The organism is Sphingobium sp. TomTYG72 (genome assembly GCF_055394715.1).
In genome coordinates, this window is the sequence record NZ_AP027336.1 from 2,387,781 (window position 1) to 2,405,459 (window position 17,679).

Below are 17,679 nucleotides of genomic sequence, written 5' to 3' on the forward strand. Positions count from 1 at the left end.
CTCTAAAGAGGAAGAACGGCCCTTCGACAAGCGAGCGTGACGTTGAGTGACACCATAGTCCCAGACAGCGAGGCCCGCGGCCTGCTCGCCCGCCTGCCCGCGACGCCCCGCGCGCTCGCGCTACTGGCTCGGCTCGATCGTCCGATCGGCTGGTGGCTGCTCTTCTGGCCGGGGGCCTGGGCGGTGGTTTTGGCGGGCGGGGCAGGGGAGCGCTGGCCGCTGATCCTCTGGCTGTTGCTCGGCAGCATCGCCATGCGCGGCGCGGGCTGCGTGTTCAACGACATCGTCGATCGCGACCTCGACCGGAAAGTCGCCCGCACCGCCGCCCGGCCGCTCGCGAGCGGTGCCCTTTCCCTGCGTACTGCATGGGCGTGGCTCATCCTGCTTTGCCTCGTCGGCCTCGCGGTCCTCCTGCAACTGCGCCCTTATGCGCAGATCGTGTCGCTCGGCAGTCTCGCGTTGGTCGCTGCCTATCCCTTCATGAAGCGGATCACTGGCTGGCCGCAGCTTTGGCTTGGCCTTGTTTTTTCCTGGGCAGCGCTGGTCGGCTGGAGCGAGGTCGCAGGGGCGCTTACCTCGCCCGGGCTGTTGCTTTACGCAGGCACCATCTTCTGGGTCGTGGGTTATGACACCATCTATGCGTTGCAGGACCGGGAGGATGATGCGTTGATCGGTATCGGGTCGAGCGCCTTGTCGATGGGCCGCCATGTGCGCGGCGGCGTAATGCTCTGCTACCTGCTCGCGCTTTCCCTTTGGGCGGCGGCCCTTTGGCAGGTGCGGCCGCAATGGCTTGTTCTAGCTGCCTCGCTGCCGATGGCGGTTCATCTTTTCTGGCAGGTAGGAACGCTCAAGGAGGATGGAGCCGATCCCCTCACCAAGTTCCGCTCCAACCGTTTCGCGGGGTTCTTGATGTTCCTTGGCTGCCTCGTCGTGGGGAGTGCATGAGCATGCCGCAAGAGGGTGAGGATTGCTGGCGCATCGCCCGCGCCGCCAAGGCCAGCGTCATCATTGATGCGGAAGCCTATTTCCGCCACGCCCGCGCAGCCATGCTCAAGGCAAAACGCCGGATCATGCTCATCGGTTGGGATTTTGACGCCGCGATCAGCCTGATCCGCGAGGACGAAGCCAAGGATGAAGCGCCCGTCATCATCGGCGAGTTCATTAGCTGGCTCGTCGCGGAGAAGCCGGAGCTGGAAATCTTCCTGTTGCGCTGGGACGTTGGCGCGATGAAGTCGATGGTGCAGCCCGCCAACCTCTTTACCACCGTCAAATGGATGGCGCACAAGCGCATACAGGTGAAGCTGGACAGCCATCATCCCCCTGGGGCTTCCCACCATCAGAAGATCGTCGTGATCGATGATTGTTTTGCCTTTTGCGGCGGCATCGACATGACCAGCGACCGGTGGGACACACGCCATCATCGCGACGAGGACCCGGGCCGTCACCACCCGGACGGTTCCGCCTATGGGCCTTGGCATGACGCGACGACCGCCTTGCAAGGCGATGTCGCGATGGTGTTGGGGGATCATGCCCGCGCCCGTTGGAATGGGGCCGGCGGCGGCGATCTGGAACCGATCTTCGGCGAACATGATTGCTGGCCCGACGCGCTGCCGGTGCAATTTGAAAATGTCGATATCGCCATTTCCCGTTCCGCGCCGGAAATGGAAGATCAGCAGCCGTTGCAAGAGATTGAGCGGCTCTATCTGAACCAGATCGCGTCTGCGAAGCGATCCATCTACGCCGAAAGCCAGTACTTCGCATCCCGCCGCATCGCCGAGGCGATCGCCGCGCGGCTGGGTGATCCCGATGGGCCGGAAATCGTCATCATCAATCCGGAACAAGCCGATGGCTGGTTGGAACAGCAGGCCATGGACACTGCCCGCGCTCGCTTGGTCGAAGCCCTGCGCGCCCGTGACGCCTATGGCAAGCTGCGCATCTACCATCCTTTCACGGTGCGTGGTGAGCCGATCTACGTCCATGCCAAGATCTTGATCGTCGATGACCGGACCTTGCGCGTGGGCTCGTCCAACATGAACAACCGTTCGATGCGGCTCGATACCGAATGTGATGTCACGATCGACGGGACCCTTCCCGCCAATGCCGGGCATGAAGCGACCGTGCTCGGCATTCGTGATGACCTGATCGCCGAACATCTGGATCTGCCCGTCGAACGGGTATCCGCCGTCATTGCAGAGCGCGGGCTGATTGCCGGGATCGAGGAACTGCGTGACAAGCCTGGCCGAACCCTGCGCCCTTATGTGACGCCCGACCTCAACGATGTGCAGGCCTGGCTGGCCGAAAATGAATTACTCGATCCGGAAGGGCCTGAAGAGATGTTCGAACCGGTCACCGACCGCAGCCTGTTCCGTCGCATGCGCAAGCCGCGCTGAAGCCTCGCCGCTTTCCTATTCCGCCGCCAGCAGCGCTTCCGCGCCGCCCAGATTGACGGAAACGAGGCGGCTTACCCCCCGCTCCACCATCGTCACACCGAACAGCCGGTGCATCCGCGCCATGGTCACCGCGTTATGGCTGACGATCAGGTAGCGCGTGTCGGTCTGCCCGACCATGACATCGAGCAGGTCGCAGAAACGCTCGACATTGGCATCGTCCAATGGTGCATCGACCTCATCCAATACGCAGATCGGCGCCGGATTGGTCAGGAACAGGCCAAAGATCAGCGCGACGGCCGTCAGCGCCTGCTCTCCGCCAGATAACAGCGTCAGCGCAGCGAGCTTCTTGCCAGGCGGCTGCGCCATGATCTCCAGCCCTGCCTCCAGCGGATCGTCGCTGTCGATCAGTTCCAGATGCGCCTGTCCGCCGTTGAACAATGTCGTGAACAGCCGCCGGAAATGCCCGTCCACCGCCTCGAACGCCGCCAGCAGCCGCTGCCGACCTTCGCGATTGAGACTGCCGATTGACCCGCGCAGCCGGTTGATCGCCTGGGCAAGTTCCTCGCTCTCGGCCCGGCTCGCCGCCTGCGTTGCCTCCAGCTCCTCCAATTCTTGCGCGGCCACCAGATTGACCGGCCCGATCCGCTCGCGCTCGGCGGAAAGACGGTCATGGTCACCCTGCTCGCTCTGCGCGATCCGGATGTCGGCACTGGCAAAGCCCAGCTTCTCGGGCAGCACCGGCGGCAGACATTCAAAGCGTTCGCCCGAAAGACGGTTGGTTTCCACCCGCTTCTCTTCCGCTGCCTCCGCTCGCGCGGCGGCAGTCGCCCGCCGTTCGCGCGCTTGAGCCAGCGCTTCACCCGTCTGCGCTGCCCGTTCCTCGGCAACCCGCAGCGCCGCTTCGGCCTCGCTCTCCGCCCGCCGCGCCGCTTCCGCCGCGTCCGCCAGCCCCGCGCCCTGCTCAGACAAGGCGGCGATCGCCGTCGCCAGCCTGTCGGGCTGCTGTGCCAGCCCATCGCGCTCGGACGCAATCGCCTCGCCGCGCTCTACCATGGCGGCGATCCGCTTCGCCGCCTCGCCCGCCCGCGCGCGCCAGCCCTTGGCTTCCGCGTCAGCCGCAGCCATGCGTTCACGATCGCTCGCCAAAGCCCGGTCGGCCAGGGCCTGATCCGCCTGCAACTGGCTGACAGTTATGCGCGCCTTCTCGCTCGCTTGCGAAAGCGATGCCACCAGCGTCCGCGTCCCGTCCCCGTCCGGCACCGCCGCGCGCGCAGCGTCCATCTTGTCATGTTCGGCCCGGGCTGCGCCCAGATCAGCGCGCGCTTCGGCCAGTCGCTCCTCGACGGCCTCCCGCCGCCCGGAAAGCCGCTCTAGCGCCGTAGCCGCTTCGTCGGCAGCACGAAGCGCCGCGCGCAACCGCTGGTCGGCCGCGCCAAGCTGCGTCCTCGCAGTCCCCAGTGCCTCGGCCGCCGCCCGTTCTTCACCAGCAGCGCTATCCTGCGCCGCGCGTGCCGCCTCGACCTCAGCATCCGCCGCCGGTCGCGCCGCAGCAATTGCCTCCAGCCGATTGAGCCGGATCAGCCGCTCGGCCGCCGCCGCGCCGCCCTCGGCCGCGACATAGCCGTCCCAGCGCCGCAGCTGACCATCCTTGGTCACCAGCCGCTGTCCCACCGCCAGCGCCTGTCCATCATCCGTCTCGGCGACCGCGATCTGCGTCAACCGCCGCGCCAGTTCCGCAGGCGCGCGCACATGATCTGCCAACGAAGCGCATCCAGCGGGCAGGGCCGGATCGCTCTCCAGCGTCGCCGCCCCAGTCCAACGCCGCGTGCCTTGCGCGCCCACTGGCGCCTCGAGATCATCGCCCAGAGCGGCGGCCAGCGCCCGCTCGAAGCCCGGCGCGGCCTTCAACTGGTCCAGTGCCCGTTCGCGCCCGCTTCCGCTTTCGACCGCTCGTTTGAGCGCCGCCGCCTCGCTATCCAGCGCCGCCAGTCCCGCCCGTGCGGATGATACCGCCGCTTCGGCCGCCGCGCGCGCCTCGGCAGCCGCCTGCCGCGCCGTTTCAGCCTGCCCGATCGCCGCCTCGGCCGCATCGCGCTCCGATCCAGCCGTCGCCTGTGCAGCCAGCGCCTCGCTTCGCTTCGCCTCCAGCGGCGCCGCATCGGGTAGGGCGCCCGCTTCCGCCTCCAGCCGCGTGGCTTCCCGCTGCGCTCGTTCCAGACGGCTCTGTGCCGCCGCCAAAGCCGCTTCGGCCACGCGCAGCTCGGCCTGCTCGCCCGCCTGCTGCGCCATAGCCTTTGCCAGGTCCAGCTCGGCATCCCGCGCCGCATCCTCCGCCCGCGCGATCCGCCCGGCGAAATCGGGCCGCATGGCCTCGGTCTCGGTAATCCGTGTCTTCAGCGCGGCAATCTCGGCCGTCAGCCGGGCGATCGCTTCTGCCGCATCGTTGGCGAGCGTGCCCTCACGCGCCCGGTCCTCTTCCAGCCGTTCGGCCTGCTGCGCCAGATCATGCAGCCGCCGCACCACCCCATCGCGCTCAGTCCTAAGCGCTGCGAGCCGATGCCCCGCCTCATTGGCCTCGTCTCGCGCGGCCTGTGACGCCACCCGCCGCCGGGCGAGCGCATCTACTGCCGCATTGGCATGAACCGCCGCCGCCGCCTGAGCCTCCTGCGCGGCGCTGACGGCGCCCTCCGCCTCCACCGCTTCCTTACGCGCGGCATCGGCGCTCGCCGCTGCCTCGCGCCAGCGGGCGAAGATCACGCGCCCCTCGGCTACCCTGATCTGCTCGGACAGCTTGATATAGCGTTCGGCCGCCTTGGCCTGCCGCCGCAAGCTGCTGGCCCGCGCCTCCATGTCGGTCAGGATTTCGTCCAGCCGCACCAGATTGGCCTCGGCCGCGCGCAGCTTCTGCTCGGCATCCTTACGCCGGACGTGCAGCCCGGAAATTCCCGCCGCTTCCTCCAGCATCGCGCGCCGTTCCTGCGGCCGCGCGGCGATGACGGCGGCGATCCGCCCCTGGCTCACCAGCGCCGGGCTGTGCGGCCCCGTCGCGGCGTCGGCGAAGACCAGCGCGACGTCCTTCGCGCGCACGTCGCGGCCATTGGCTCTGTAGGCGCTGCCCGCCCCGCGCTCGATCCGGCGGGTCACTTCCAGTTCGCCGTCCGCGCCCACCTCGACCGCGTTGAACAGCTCGCCCTGTTCCTGCACCGTTTGCAGCGACACTTCGGCAAAGTCGCGTTGCGGCCGGGTGGATGTGCCAGCGAAGATCACATCTTCCATGCCGCCGCCGCGCATCGACTTGGCGCTGGATTCGCCCATCACCCAGCGGATTGCTTCCAGCAGATTGGACTTGCCGCAGCCATTTGGCCCGACAATCCCGGTCAGGCCGGGCTCGATGCGCAGCTCCGTTGGATCGACGAAGCTTTTGAAACCGGAAAGCTTGAGGCGCTTTATCTGCATGGCCAGCCGCCGGGCCAATTGCCGGGACAGCGTAACGCCGCCCCGCCTTCAGCAGGCAAACTCATCGCAAATGTCTGCCCCCCTTGAGCCAATCAGATACCCGCTTCCTTGAGCTTGGGCTGCAAAGTCGCCCAAGTCGCGACATTGTCGATCTTTACGCCGTTCAGGATGAACGTCGGCGTGCCCTCGATCTTATATTGACTGTTTGCCGCCTGGACACCCTCGGCCAACTTCTCGGCGACGGCGGTGTCAGCCAGGCACTGCTTGGCCTGATCTTCCGATATTCCGCGCTGCTTGGCGAAATCGACCAGTCCGACAGCCTCGGCCAAATTACCGAAACGCTGCGCAGGCGGCGCGCTCATCAGTTGCTGATATTTGGCATCGCCCAAGGCCTGCGCCTTTTCGAACATCGCATTCTGATTGGCGAAGAACTGATCGCTCAGCGGATAGAAAACATCCTTGCCGCCGCAGCGGGCCAGCAGGGATGTCGAGATATCGATCGGGTCGCGCACGAAGTTGCGCAGTTCATAGCTCATCTTGCCGGTATCGACGATCTTGCGGATCTCCTCGGAAGCCTCAGCCGCGAAATCGCGGCAATGGCTGCAGGTGTAGCTCGCATATTCGATCAGCTTCACCTTCGCCTGGGGATTGCCCATGACGAAGTTGCCATCGGCGGTCTGGGTGACCGTGTTTGACCAGCTCGTGCCTGCGGGCGCGGCGACGGGGGCGATTGGTTCGGCGGACGTCGTGCTGGTGGCGCCCTTGTCTCCGCAGGCGGAAACGGTCATCGACAGGGCGATAAGGGCAAGTCCGGTAATGGCTTTCACTGCGTGCAGGCTCCGTTGCTCGGGCGTCAGGATCAAGGGTTTAGTTTACTGTGCGGCGGCGGGCAATGCATCGCGCAAGCTGGTCCAGCTTGACCCGCCAGCCAGCCTGCCGTTGATGGTGAAGGCAGGCGTGCCGCCAATCTTCACCTTGTTCCACGCTTCGTCGGTCATCGCCAATATCTGCTTCATCGCCGATTGACTGGCGATGCAGGCGTCAAGCTGCGCAGGCGTGAAGCCGCGCTTGCCCATCAAGGCATAAAGGCCCGTGTTGCGGCCAATGTCGCGCAACAAGGCGATCTGCTCGGATGGCTTGGCCGCGCCACGGTCATAAGCCTGCAACTGCTCCATCCAGGCGTCCTGATTGGCGAACAGCGCCTCATGATTGCCAAAAAAGCGTTTAGGCCCGCCGCATCGCGCCAGCAGCGCCGCCGTCAGGTCATATTTGTCGCGCACCGCATTGCGCGCTTCCACGCTCACCTTGCCGCTCTTCACATAGTTGGCTTTCAGCGGCGCACTCGCCTCACCCACGAAATGGGCGCAGTGCGAGCAGGTATAGCTCACATATTCGACCAGCTTCGTCGGAGCGGCCGGGTTGCCCATAACATGTCCCCCAATGGGCGACAGCGCGACCCGTGTCGTCCAGTTGACGGCGGGCGCGGCGATCAGCGTGCCGGGGAGGGCGATTAATGCGAAGAGGCCAAGGACTAGCAAGCGCGATTTCGTCATGCGTTCTTCCAATGAAGCGCCGCCCCTGTACGGCAATTGAATAATTCAGCTGATTTTCGGCAAACCATTGGAATTGACAAGCCCTTGGGCCAGCGATTCCAGAACGGCGCGCAATTCGGGGTCGCCAATGTCTCGCAGCGAATCGCCAAGTTCTACCGGCACCGGCCTTAAATTGCGCGGCGGCGGGCGGCGTTCGGGCGTGGAACCGCGCACCTCGCCCTGCTTCATCGCGACCTTCGCCACGGCGGCATAGCCAAAGAAGCGGTTCACCCGATCGATGATGTCCGGCAGGACATGCTGGATCATTGGCGCATGGCCGCTCATCACCGTCAGTTGCAACGTCCCGCCTGCCTTCTTGCCCACCGGAAAGCGGATCGATTCGGGGGCGGAAATCTCCGCATAATGCTGCCCCACAATCTCGGCCCAGCGCGTCACGATGCTCGACTGGACAAAGCCAAACTTGCGGAAAGCGGCAGCGCCGATCTGCGGCATCAGGTCGGCAATCTGGCGCGGGCCGCCGATGCGGGGCCGTTCCGCCGCTGCTTGCATGCGGCTTTTCAATTTGGGTGTCGCGGGCCGTTCCGTCATGCTCTGCTTAATGGCATAGGGCGGCCATGGACGTCGAGCGGAACCTCATGAAAATCGCCACAGATCTGCTGGCGCATTATGACGTCCACGCCCGCCGCCTGCCCTGGCGTGCCCCGCCGGGGGCGAATGCGGCGGACCCCTATCGCGTCTGGCTGTCCGAAGTCATGCTCCAGCAGACGACGGTCGCCGCCGTCGGCCCCTATTTTGCGAAATTCACGGATCGCTGGCCTACCGTGGCGGCGCTCGCTGGGACGGAGGATGCCGACGTCATGGCGGCATGGGCGGGCCTTGGCTATTATGCCCGCGCCCGCAACCTGCTCGCCTGCGCCCGCGCGGTGACGGATCAGCATGGTGGCATCTTCCCGGACAATGAAGAAGGACTGCGGACCCTCCCTGGCGTCGGCGCCTATACCGCTGCCGCCGTCGCCGCCATCGCCTTTGGCCGCCGCGCCGTAGTGGTGGACGCCAATGTAGAGCGCGTCGTCGCCCGCCTGTTCGCCATCCACACGCCGCTGCCCGCTGCCCGCCCCGCCATCCGCGCCGCTGCGGACGGCATCACGCCCGATGCCCGCGCCGGTGACTTCGCACAGGCGATGATGGACCTTGGCGCGACCATCTGCACATCTCGCAACCCTGCCTGCGGCATTTGCCCGTTGCGGCAGGATTGCGCCGCCTTTCGCACCGCCGATCCCGCCGCCTTCCCAGTCAAGGCCGCGAAGAAGGCGAAACCGCACCGCATCGGCCATAGCTGGTGGATCGAGCGGGCGGACGGCCATGTCTGGTTGATCCGCCGCCCGGCTAAGGGCCTTCTGGGCGGCATGCGCGCGCTTCCCTCTTCGGACTGGAGCGCCACGCCCGGCGCGACGCCGCCCTTTGCGGCATCGTGGAAAACGCTGCCCGAACCCGTCGCCCATGTGTTCACGCATTTCTCACTGGCCCTGACCGTTCATGTCACTCAAGTGGCAAAGGAAAGCCTGCCTGTCGAAGACGGCGAATGGTGGCCGCTCTCTCGAATAGACGAGGCGGGTCTGCCCACCCTGTTCCGCCGCGCGGCGCAAGCGGCGATGAAAGGAGAATGAAGCCCATGTCCCCTGACCAGCTTGGTTATGCAGGCGGCCGTCTGGACCGTGCCGATCAAATCCGCGTCAACCCGGACCTTGCGGCGCAGGCGTTCGCCAATCCCAATGCCCGCTGCCTCGTCCTCGACGGGCTCGATCCGGTCACGCAGGACGGTCATCTGCGGATGGAGCCATTGGCTCCCGACGCTCGAGCCGAAGATTACCTCCTCCTTGGCCTCGACGAAGCGCAACGCCCGGTGTTCGTCCACCTCGCCGAGGAAAATGGCAGCAATTTCATCCCCAGCGCCCGCAGCCGCTCCATCGTCACCGAAGTACCCGCCGACGAAGTCGCGCTCTACGGCGCAGCACGCAGCCTCGTCCACTGGCACGGCCGCCATCCCTTCTGCTCTGTCTGCGGATCGCGTACCCGTCCGGAAAAGGCGGGCTGGGCGCGTCGCTGCGGCGCCTGCGATGCGGAACATTTCCCTCGCGTCGATCCCGTCGTCATCATGCTGGCCGAACATGACGGCCGCGTACTGGTTGGGCGGCAGCATAGCTGGCCGCAGGGCTTCTATTCCGCGCTTGCCGGTTTCGTGGAACCGGGGGAAACCATCGAGGAAGCTGTCATGCGGGAAATCAAGGAGGAGGCAGGCGTCACCGTCCACTCCGTCCGCTATGTGATGAGCCAGCCCTGGCCCTTCCCATCATCGCTCATGATCGCCTGTGTCGCCCAAGCCGACGACGATGCGCTGACGCTGGACGAGACCGAGATTCAGCATGCATTCTGGTGCGACGCAACCGGGGTCCGCGCCGCATTGGCAGGGGATTCAGACGCGCCTTTCACCTCGCCTCCGCCAATGGCTGTCGCTTACCATCTCCTCAAATATTGGGCCGATGCGCAGGTTGCTCAGCCGGGTCCAAGCGCGTAAGGCCCATGACCTGACGCCTCACCCTTCAGCAGGAATGCCCCGCACCCATGCTCAGCCTCGAAGAAGCCCAGTCCCGCGCGCAGGATCTGGTGACGGCGGCACGCAGGGCCGGGGCTGACGCGGCCGACGCCATCTACGCCTGCAATGCCTCGACCACGGTCGCGGTGCGCCTTGGCGCGCTGGAGGATGTGGAGCGATCGGAGGGCGAAGAAATCGGCCTGCGTGTCTTCGTCGGCCAGCGCTCCGCCAGCATCGCCGCGTCGGACATGAATCCCGCGACCTTGAGCACGCTGGTCGACCGCTCCATCGCCATGGCGCGGGAGGCGCCGGAAGATCCCTATGCCGGCCTCGCGCCCGAAGACCGGCTGCTGCGCGGCGCCTTGCCCGCACTAGACCTTGCCGATCCGAGCGAGCCCGAACCCGCAAAACTGCGTGAGCGTGCCCTCGCTGTCGAGGAAGCCGCCCGCGCCGTCGCTGGCGTTACCAACAGCGAAGGCGGCGGTGCATCCAACGGTCGCAGCCAGGTTGCGCTCGCCACCAGCCACGGCTTTGCCGGTGCCTATGCGGGCACCAGCCATTCGACCTGGGCCAGCGTCCTTGCGGGCACCGGCGCGGACATGCAGCGGGACCATGCCAGCCACAGCGTCCGCCATCTGGTTGATCTGGATGATGCCGCGACAATCGGCGCTCGCGCGGGGGAGCGCGCCGTCGCCCGTCTCAACCCCGCCAAGCTCGAAAGCGGCGTGCTGCCCATCATCTTCGACCCGCGCATTGGTTCCAGCCTGCTCGGCCATCTGATCGGCGGTATCGTCGGCCCCGCCATCGCCCGCCGCTCTAGCTTCCTGCTCGATTCCCTCGGGGAGAAGCTGTTCGACAGCGCCATCACCATCATCGATGATCCGCTCCGCCCACGCGGGATGCGCTCGCGCCCCTTCGACGGTGAGGGGCTGCCGGTCGCCCGCCGCGCCCTGATCGATGCGGGCGTGCTGACTGGCTGGCTGATGGAAAGCGCTTCCGCCCGCCAGCTTGGCCTCCAGCCCACCGGCCATGCCAGCCGGGGCGGCAGCGGCGCGCCCGGCGCGGGCGTCACAAATGTGCATATGGAACCGGGCAACATCTCTCCCACTGCCTTGATGGCCGACATCAAGCGTGGCCTCTATGTCACCGAACTGATCGGCATGGGCGTGAACGGGGTCACTGGCGATTATAGCCGTGGCGCTGCGGGCTTCCTGATCGAGGATGGCGTGATCACCCGCCCAGTCTCGGAAATCACGATCGCCAGCCATCTGAAGGACATGTTCCGCGCCCTGGTCCCGGCGAATGACCTTGTATTCCGCTACGGCATGAACGTGCCCACTATCCGCATCGACGGGATGACCGTTGCCGGGGGCTGAGATCGACCTGCGCGCGCTCGTCGGCGCGGTATCGGACGCGGCCGACCGGGCGCTCACCCTCTGGGCGGGCGGCCAGACACAGGTGCGCCAGTGGGAAAAGGTCCCCGGCCATCCTGTGTGCGAGGCGGACCTCGAAATTGACGAGATGCTCCGCCAGAGCCTCAGCATCATCGACCCCACCGCTGGATGGCTGTCCGAAGAAACCGCCGACACCGTCCATCGCCTCGACCTTGCCCGCGTCTGGGTGGTCGATCCCATCGACGGCACCCGTGACTATCTGCGCGGTCGTCCGGGCTGGTCTGTGTCGGTCGCACTGGTCGAACATGGCGCGGTGCGCATCGGCATCCTCGCCGCGCCTGCCCGCAACGAATTGTGGATCGCGCGGGCGGGGGAGGGCGCCACCCGCAACGGCCGCACGCTTTCCGCAGGGTCCCGCATGATCCTGCCCGGCGCCCGCGTCCCCGCCGACCAGCTCCCCCGCTACGACCGCGACCTCGTCACTGTCCACAAGCCCAACAGCATAGCCCTGCGCATGGCGATGGTCGCCGCCGATGAGGCCGACCTTGTTGCCACCGTCCGTTGGGGCAATGAATGGGACGTCGCCGCCGCCGCCCTCATCGCGCAGGAAGCAGGAGCAACCGTCACCGACGCGCTCGGCGTCCCTCTGTCCTTTAACCGCCCAGATCCCACCGCCTTCGGCCTCCTCTGCACAGCCCCCGGCATCCATGAAGCAGCGACGCAGCGCCTCGCCCCCCGCGCCCGCGAACTGCTAGGGCAAGGCTGAAAGAGCGCGTTACGTGGTCCGATCGCCTATCGTTTTTTCCTGAGCCGAAGCTAACACCGGCGCTCGCTACGCCCTAGGCGCTGTCTGCATTCACAGGATTCCCATTGAGTTGAAGTTCTGATTCAAGGTTGTCGAAGGAGACGATCATTGAGCAGACGTGCACTGACGGACGACCAGTGGGAGCGGATCAAAGGGCATCTTCCCGGGCGATCTGGCATGCCGGGCCGGAGCGGAGTGGATAACCGGTTGTTTGTCGATGCGATCTTGTGGATGGCGGGCAACGCAGCGCATTGGCGGGATCTTCCTGAGGTTTTCGGGAAGTGGACGGGGGTGCATGCCCGCTTTCGCCGCTGGTCTCACAATGGCGTGTGGGAAGAGCTTTTCCATGCCATGGCCGATACGCCCGACTTTGAGTATGTCATGATCGACAGCACGATCTCAAAGGTCCACGCCGACGCGGCGGGCGCAAAAGGGGGGCTCAAAGTGCCGCCATCGGTCGTTCGCGTGGCGGGCTGACAACCAAATTGCATGCCGTGGTCGATGCGATCGGCCTGCCGCTGCGCATCCATCCAACGCCGGGGCAATATGGCGATTGCCCGCAGGCCCAGTCCCTCCTGGCCGGGCTCAAGGACGTTGATCATGTCATTGCCGATGCCGCCTATGACGCCGATCCGCTACGCGCCTTCATCGCCGGTGAACTCGGCGCAACCGCTCAAATCAAGGCCAATCCCAGCCGCGCTGTCGCGCCGCCCATTGACTGGAGGCTCTACAAGGAGCGCCATCAGGTCGAATGCTTCTTCAACAAACTCAAACGCTTCCGTAGGATCGCCTTACGATGCGAGAAAACCATCTCAGCCTTCATGGGCTTCGTCCATCTCGCATGCGCCATGATCTGGATACGGTGAATGCAGACGGCGCCTAAAGCTTGCCGTATTTTGCCTCGAACCCGGCAGTATCGCCAGCCGCCAGATATTTCGCCTGATCAACCCATTGGTCGCGCACCGGCCGACCCTTGAAATTGCCAAGCTTCGTATCGATCGCCGCGATGTCGGCTTCGCTCCAATTGGCGATTTGCGCATAGCGGGTCACGCCCAGCTCGATCAGCAACTGGTTGAGCTTGGGGCCGACCCCCTTCAACCTCAGCAGATTGTCATGCGCATCCGATGTGGGCGCTGCTGCCGGGGCAGCGGAAATCGGTGGTGATACCGGCGCGACTACAGGCTGAGGTTCAGCCGCGATTGTCGTGGGTGCAACGGTCACCGGCTCTGCGGGGGCGGGCGCGGCCGACGGTTCTTGCCGTTCCACAATGGGGGCACGCTCGGGCGGGGCATTGTCGATGGGCGTCTTGCGCCCCGACAGCAGGAACACGACGCCGATCAGGACCAGCAAGCCGATCAGCAGCCACAGGCCAAAGTCCATGAAAAATTCCTGCATCACGCTCCCTCCTGTTTTCAGACCCTTATCTAAGGGCGCTGGCGCGCAATCGGCAAGAGCCCGTATTGGACGGTCTCAGCGCCCCTCGCGCTCCACTTCGCGCCAGCCAATGTCGCGACGGCAAAATCCGGTCGGGAAGTCGATGGCATCCACGGCCCGATAGGCTGCTGCCTGCGCCTCGCCCACGCTGCCGCCGCTCGCCGTAACGTTCAGCACACGCCCGCCATTGGCGACCAGCACGCCATCCTTGTCCGCCGTTCCTGCATGGAACACCCGCGCGCCGCCCGCTTCGGCCGCGTCTATGCCGCCGATCGCGCCGCCCTTTTCCGGCGTGCCCGGATAGCCATTCGCCGCCATCACCACCGTCAACGCAGTCCGGTCAGCCAGCTTCACAGGCCCCTGCTCCGCCAGCCGTTCCTGCGCCACCGCCAGCAGCAGCTCGACCAGATCGCCGTCGAAGCGCATCATCAGAACCTGGCATTCCGGGTCGCCGAAACGCGCATTATATTCGATCAGCTTCGGCCCTTCGTCGGTCAGCATCAGCCCGGCATAAAGCACGCCCGAATAAGGCGTCCCCTCTGCGGCCAACGTTTCAACGGTGGGCCGGATGATCTTCTCGATCACTTCGGCTTCCAGCTCGGACGTCAGCACCCGTGCCGGGCTATAAGCCCCCATGCCGCCGGTATTGGGTCCGGTATCGCCGTCGCCCACCCGCTTATGGTCCTGCGCGGAGCCGAAGGGCAGGATGGCGCTGCCGTCGGTGAGTGCGAAGAAGCTCGCCTCCTCGCCCGTCATAAATTCTTCCAAGACTACTTCCGCGCCTGCCGCGCCGAACGCGCCGGAGAACATGTCCTCGATCGCTTCGACAGCCTGATCGCGCGTCTCCGCAATAATCACGCCCTTGCCCGCCGCCAGGCCATCGGCCTTGATCACCACCGGCAGGCCGAAGTCGCCAAGCGCCGCGATCGCGCCGTCCTTGCTGTGGGTGCGCTCATAGGCGGCGGTTGGAATGTGTGCGCGCTTGCACAAATCCTTGGTGAAGCCCTTCGACCCTTCCAGCTGCGCCGCCTTCTTGCCCGGCCCGAATACTGGATAGCCCTTGACCCGCAAATTGTCGGCCAGCCCATCGACCAGCGGCGCTTCCGGCCCGATCACCACCAGCCCGATCGAATGGCGCAGGCAGAAATCGACCACCGCACGATGATCCGTGGCATCCAGGTCGACCAATGTCGCATGCTGGGCTATGCCGGGATTACCGGGCGCTGCATAAAGGGTCGTGAGGCTGGGTGATTGCGCCAGCTTCCAGGCCAAAGCATGTTCGCGGCCGCCGCTGCCCAACAAAAGGATGTTCATTTCGCCCATGTCCCCGGAATATGAAGCTGGTTTGGATGCATCGGGCCGCCTGTTAGCCGAGGAACGGGCGGGGGACAACGCGCCGCCGCTTTCGGTGAGCGAATTGTCGGCCATATTGAAGCGCACGGTCGAGGATCGCTTCGGCCATGTCCGGCTGCGCGGCGAGATTTCCGGCTTCAAGCGGGCGGCGTCAGGCCATCTCTATCTTTGCCTGAAGGATGATAATGCTGTCATTGACGGGGTGATGTGGAAGGGCGGGGCGCAGCGTCTGCCCTTCGCGCCGCAGGACGGCGTGGAGGTGATCGCCACCGGCAAGCTCACCACCTATCCCGGCCGCTCCAAATATCAGATCGTGATCGAGCGGATGGAACTGGCGGGCGAGGGCGCGCTGATGGCGTTGCTCGAAAAGCTTAAAGCAAAGCTTGCTGCCGAAGGATTGTTCGACCGCTCCGCCAAACGCCCGCTCCCCTTCATGCCGCGCACCATCGGCGTCGTCACCTCGCCCACCGGCGCCGTGATCCGCGACATTCTCCACCGCCTCGAAGATCGCTGCCCGACCAACGTCCTGCTCTGGCCGGTGCTGGTGCAGGGACAGGGCGCGGCCGAGCAGGTGGCCCGCGCCGTACGCGGCTTTTCGGCCATGCAGCCCGGCGGGTCGGTTCCCCGTCCCGACCTCGTCATCGTCGCGCGCGGCGGTGGATCGGTTGAGGATCTATGGAGCTTCAACGAGGAAATCGTCGTCCGTGCCGTGGCCGAATGTTCGATCCCGATCATCTCCGCCGTCGGACATGAAACCGACACGACGCTTTGCGACTATGCCGCCGACATGCGCGCGCCCACGCCGACCGCCGCTGCCGAAATGGCGGTGCCGGTACGCGCCGACCTCATGGCGATGCTGACCGAACAGGGCCTGCGCATGAACCGTGCGGTGCGTCGCGGTGCTGCGCAGGCGCGCGAGCGGCTGGAGGTGCAGGCCCGGCTCATGCCCACGCCCGACATGCTGCTTGCGCCTCAGCGTCAGCGGCTCGACCAGCTGTCGGGTGATCTTGGCAATGGCCTGCGCCACCGGGTCGCGGACGCGCGCGCGCATCTGGGGCAAGCTGGCGGTGCGCTCCGTCCCGCGCTCCTGCACCAGCATCTGAACCGCGCGAAGGAGCGTCTCGACCGCCAGCGCCTGCGCCCCGACTATCTGACCCGCGTTTTTCACGACCGCGCCACCGCCTTCGACCGCCTGTCGCGCCTGTTAGTCTCGGTCAATCCCGACCTGCCGCTCAAGCGCGGCTTCGCCCGCGTCATGGCGGGGGACCGCCTCGTCAAGACAGTCGATGAAGCCCGTGCGGCAGGTACGGTGTCGCTCCATTTCGACGATGGCGCGGTCGCGGCGACAGTGGACGGCGGCCCGTCATCGCCAGCCCTTGAGAAGGCGCCGCCGCAAGCTATATCCCCTTCATCCCGCCCTTCCCGCAAATCGCAGGAAGGCGGCGAAACCCGCCAGCAGGACCTGTTCTCCTGATGTGCATGAATGTGAAAAAGGCCGCCTGATCCCATGCTGATGTCCAACCGCGATCGTCCGGCCCGCCTCCATTATATGGCCTACAGCTTCCGAGTGCTTCAGGCGGGCGACCATGTCGTCTGCGCCGTCACTGGCCAGAAAATTGCGCTCGACGACCTGCGCTATTGGAGCATCGCCCGGCAGGAACCCTATGCCAGCGCCGAAGCCTCGGCCCAAGCGGAGCTGAAGGCGCGCGGCCTGCGATGAAGCGCTTGGTAGCCGCGCTGCTGCTGATAACCGGCAGTGTGGGCGCGGCGAGCGATCCGGCTCCCGTCCCCGCCGCCAGCATCACCCTTCAAGGCACTCCGCAACAGGGCGGTACGCTCACCGGCACAGCGCCACCCGCGACGGCGGAATTGCGCCTCGACAATCAACTCGTCCGCGTCGATCCCGATGGCCGCTTCCTCATCGCCTTCGACCGTGACGCCGGGCCGCAGGCACAGCTCACCGCCCGCCTCTCCGACGGTCGCATCATCAACCAGCCCATCAGCATCGCCCCACGCGCCTGGCGGATAGAGCGCGTCAATACACCGCTCCGCCCGGTGCGCGACAATGAAGCCTTCCTCGCGCTGCGCCGCCCGGAACTGGCGCAAATCGCTGCGGCCCGCACGCAGGAAACCGGGGCTCAAGGCTGGCGCCAGCGCTTCCTCTGGCCGCGCGTCGGCCGTATCTCCGGCCTGTTCGGATCGCAGCGCGTCTATCAGGGCATCCCCGGCGCCTATCATGGCGGGATCGATATTGCCGGGACGACCGGCGATCCCGTTCTGGCGCCTGCTGACGGCGTGGTGACGCTGGCGGCCGATCACCTCTTCTCGCTGGAGGGCAATCTGCTGATCATCGACCACGGCCAAGGCCTCAGCAGCGCTTTCCTCCATCTGTCGCGCATCGACGTGCAGCTTGGCCAAGCCGTCCGCCAAGGTCAGCGCATCGGCGCGGTTGGTGCGACTGGCCGCGCGACAGGTCCGCATCTTCACTGGGGTTTGCGCTGGAACGAGGCGCGGATCGACCCGCTTCTGCTCACCGGACCAATGCCAGCCAACTGATCTGAGATGCATTCGCGCAACTTAGTGTAACCTGTGGCAATGGCAGAGCATCAAAGTTCCGTCGGCCATGAATGACGCCAAATAAAGTTGTTAAACGAACGTAAAACCGCGCTTGTCGCCTATGTGGTAAATTTACGACAGTGAA

The 17,679-nt window shown here is 65.6% G+C and carries 16 protein-coding genes; 10 read left to right on the top strand and 6 right to left on the bottom strand.

Annotated elements, in window-relative coordinates:
- The first annotated feature begins 42 nt into the window (after nt 1-42).
- Together ubiA and ACZ5U1_RS11865 are read left to right on the top strand one after the other, a co-directional pair.
- Entirely contained in the window at nt 43-945 is a 903-nt protein-coding gene (gene ubiA / locus ACZ5U1_RS11860) for a 4-hydroxybenzoate octaprenyltransferase (protein ID WP_464778578.1), read from the top strand.
- Nucleotides 942-2,390, top strand: a complete 1,449-nt coding sequence (locus tag ACZ5U1_RS11865) for a phospholipase D-like domain-containing protein (RefSeq protein ID WP_464778579.1) — start codon at nt 942-944, stop codon at nt 2,388-2,390. The genes ubiA and ACZ5U1_RS11865 overlap by 4 nt, the downstream gene beginning before the upstream one ends.
- Nucleotides 2,391-2,405: 15 nt before the next feature.
- Here the strand turns inward: ACZ5U1_RS11865 and smc are convergent, their stop codons facing one another.
- The 4 genes from smc to ACZ5U1_RS11885 all read right to left on the bottom strand — a co-directional run bounded on the left by smc (nt 2,406) and on the right by ACZ5U1_RS11885 (nt 7,987).
- Entirely contained in the window at nt 2,406-5,846 is a 3,441-nt protein-coding gene (smc, locus tag ACZ5U1_RS11870) for a chromosome segregation protein SMC (RefSeq protein ID WP_464778580.1), read from the bottom strand.
- Nucleotides 5,847-5,938: 92 nt separating this feature from the next.
- Nucleotides 5,939-6,673 carry a thioredoxin domain-containing protein gene (locus ACZ5U1_RS11875; RefSeq protein WP_464778581.1) on the bottom strand — a complete coding sequence of 245 codons (735 nt, stop codon included), beginning with the start codon at nt 6,671-6,673 and terminating at the stop codon, nt 5,939-5,941.
- A gap of 45 nt (nt 6,674-6,718) precedes the next feature.
- A complete protein-coding gene (locus tag ACZ5U1_RS11880; protein ID WP_464778582.1) occupies nt 6,719-7,399 on the bottom strand; it encodes a thioredoxin domain-containing protein in 681 nt (226 codons plus the stop codon).
- A 45-nt stretch (nt 7,400-7,444) separates the two neighbouring features.
- Nucleotides 7,445-7,987, bottom strand: a complete 543-nt coding sequence (locus tag ACZ5U1_RS11885) for a DUF721 domain-containing protein (RefSeq protein WP_464778583.1) — start codon at nt 7,985-7,987, stop codon at nt 7,445-7,447.
- 26 nt (nt 7,988-8,013) lie between these two features.
- On the opposite strand from ACZ5U1_RS11885, the gene mutY reads away from it, so the two are divergent.
- The 5 genes from mutY to ACZ5U1_RS11910 all read left to right on the top strand — a co-directional run bounded on the left by mutY (nt 8,014) and on the right by ACZ5U1_RS11910 (nt 13,057).
- Nucleotides 8,014-9,066: an A/G-specific adenine glycosylase gene (gene mutY, locus ACZ5U1_RS11890; RefSeq protein ID WP_464778584.1), complete on the top strand. Its 1,053-nt coding sequence runs from the start codon at nt 8,014-8,016 to the stop codon at nt 9,064-9,066.
- 5 nt (nt 9,067-9,071) lie between these two features.
- Nucleotides 9,072-9,974, top strand: coding sequence for an NAD(+) diphosphatase (nudC, locus tag ACZ5U1_RS11895; protein ID WP_464778585.1), 903 nt, complete (start codon nt 9,072-9,074; stop codon nt 9,972-9,974).
- A gap of 47 nt (nt 9,975-10,021) precedes the next feature.
- Nucleotides 10,022-11,368 (top strand): TldD/PmbA family protein, encoded by a 1,347-nt coding sequence (locus tag ACZ5U1_RS11900; protein ID WP_464778586.1) that lies wholly within the window; start codon nt 10,022-10,024, stop codon nt 11,366-11,368.
- Nucleotides 11,355-12,152 (top strand): inositol monophosphatase family protein, encoded by a 798-nt coding sequence (locus tag ACZ5U1_RS11905; protein WP_464778587.1) that lies wholly within the window; start codon nt 11,355-11,357, stop codon nt 12,150-12,152. Before ACZ5U1_RS11900 ends, ACZ5U1_RS11905 begins: the two co-directional genes overlap by 14 nt.
- A 147-nt stretch (nt 12,153-12,299) precedes the next feature.
- A protein-coding gene (locus tag ACZ5U1_RS11910) for an IS5 family transposase (RefSeq protein WP_464778136.1) occupies nt 12,300-13,057 on the top strand; the annotation gives its coding sequence in 2 pieces (ribosomal slippage) (nt 12,300-12,618 and nt 12,618-13,057; 759 coding nt in all).
- 13 nt (nt 13,058-13,070) lie between these two features.
- Here ACZ5U1_RS11910 and ACZ5U1_RS11915 read toward each other — a convergent pair.
- Both ACZ5U1_RS11915 and purD read right to left on the bottom strand, forming a co-directional pair.
- A complete protein-coding gene (locus tag ACZ5U1_RS11915; protein ID WP_464778588.1) occupies nt 13,071-13,586 on the bottom strand; it encodes a hypothetical protein in 516 nt (171 codons plus the stop codon).
- 75 nt (nt 13,587-13,661) lie between these two features.
- Nucleotides 13,662-14,939: a phosphoribosylamine--glycine ligase gene (gene purD / locus ACZ5U1_RS11920; protein ID WP_464778589.1), complete on the bottom strand. Its 1,278-nt coding sequence runs from the start codon at nt 14,937-14,939 to the stop codon at nt 13,662-13,664.
- Between the two features lie 7 nt (nt 14,940-14,946).
- Here purD and xseA point away from each other — a divergent pair, with 7 nt between their 5' ends.
- The 3 genes from xseA to ACZ5U1_RS11935 are packed head-to-tail and all read left to right on the top strand — an operon-like array spanning nt 14,947 to nt 17,534.
- Entirely contained in the window at nt 14,947-16,452 is a 1,506-nt protein-coding gene (gene xseA / locus ACZ5U1_RS11925; protein ID WP_464778590.1) for an exodeoxyribonuclease VII large subunit, read from the top strand.
- 33 nt (nt 16,453-16,485) lie between these two features.
- Nucleotides 16,486-16,698, top strand: a complete 213-nt coding sequence (locus tag ACZ5U1_RS11930) for a DUF2093 domain-containing protein (protein ID WP_464778591.1) — start codon at nt 16,486-16,488, stop codon at nt 16,696-16,698.
- Nucleotides 16,695-17,534, top strand: a complete 840-nt coding sequence (locus tag ACZ5U1_RS11935; RefSeq protein WP_464778592.1) for a M23 family metallopeptidase — start codon at nt 16,695-16,697, stop codon at nt 17,532-17,534. Before ACZ5U1_RS11930 ends, ACZ5U1_RS11935 begins: the two co-directional genes overlap by 4 nt.
- The last annotated feature ends 145 nt before the right edge of the window (nt 17,535-17,679 follow it).

Excerpts from the sequence above, each read along its gene's own strand:
- ACZ5U1_RS11900 (WP_464778586.1), top strand. The coding sequence starts at position 10,022 with ATGCTCAGCCTCGAAGAAGCCCAGTCCCGCGCGCAGGATCTGGTGACG.
- ACZ5U1_RS11915 (WP_464778588.1), bottom strand. The coding sequence starts at position 13,586 with ATGCAGGAATTTTTCATGGACTTTGGCCTGTGGCTGCTGATCGGCTTG.
- ACZ5U1_RS11880 (WP_464778582.1), bottom strand. The coding sequence starts at position 7,399 with ATGACGAAATCGCGCTTGCTAGTCCTTGGCCTCTTCGCATTAATCGCC.
- nudC (WP_464778585.1), top strand. The coding sequence starts at position 9,072 with ATGTCCCCTGACCAGCTTGGTTATGCAGGCGGCCGTCTGGACCGTGCC.
- ACZ5U1_RS11935 (WP_464778592.1), top strand. The coding sequence starts at position 16,695 with ATGAAGCGCTTGGTAGCCGCGCTGCTGCTGATAACCGGCAGTGTGGGC.
- purD (WP_464778589.1), bottom strand. The coding sequence starts at position 14,939 with ATGAACATCCTTTTGTTGGGCAGCGGCGGCCGCGAACATGCTTTGGCC.
- ACZ5U1_RS11930 (WP_464778591.1), top strand. The coding sequence starts at position 16,486 with ATGCTGATGTCCAACCGCGATCGTCCGGCCCGCCTCCATTATATGGCC.
- ACZ5U1_RS11885 (WP_464778583.1), bottom strand. The coding sequence starts at position 7,987 with ATGACGGAACGGCCCGCGACACCCAAATTGAAAAGCCGCATGCAAGCA.
- smc (WP_464778580.1), bottom strand. The coding sequence starts at position 5,846 with ATGCAGATAAAGCGCCTCAAGCTTTCCGGTTTCAAAAGCTTCGTCGAT.
- xseA (WP_464778590.1), top strand. The coding sequence starts at position 14,947 with ATGTCCCCGGAATATGAAGCTGGTTTGGATGCATCGGGCCGCCTGTTA.
- ACZ5U1_RS11865 (WP_464778579.1), top strand. The coding sequence starts at position 942 with ATGAGCATGCCGCAAGAGGGTGAGGATTGCTGGCGCATCGCCCGCGCC.
- mutY (WP_464778584.1), top strand. The coding sequence starts at position 8,014 with ATGGACGTCGAGCGGAACCTCATGAAAATCGCCACAGATCTGCTGGCG.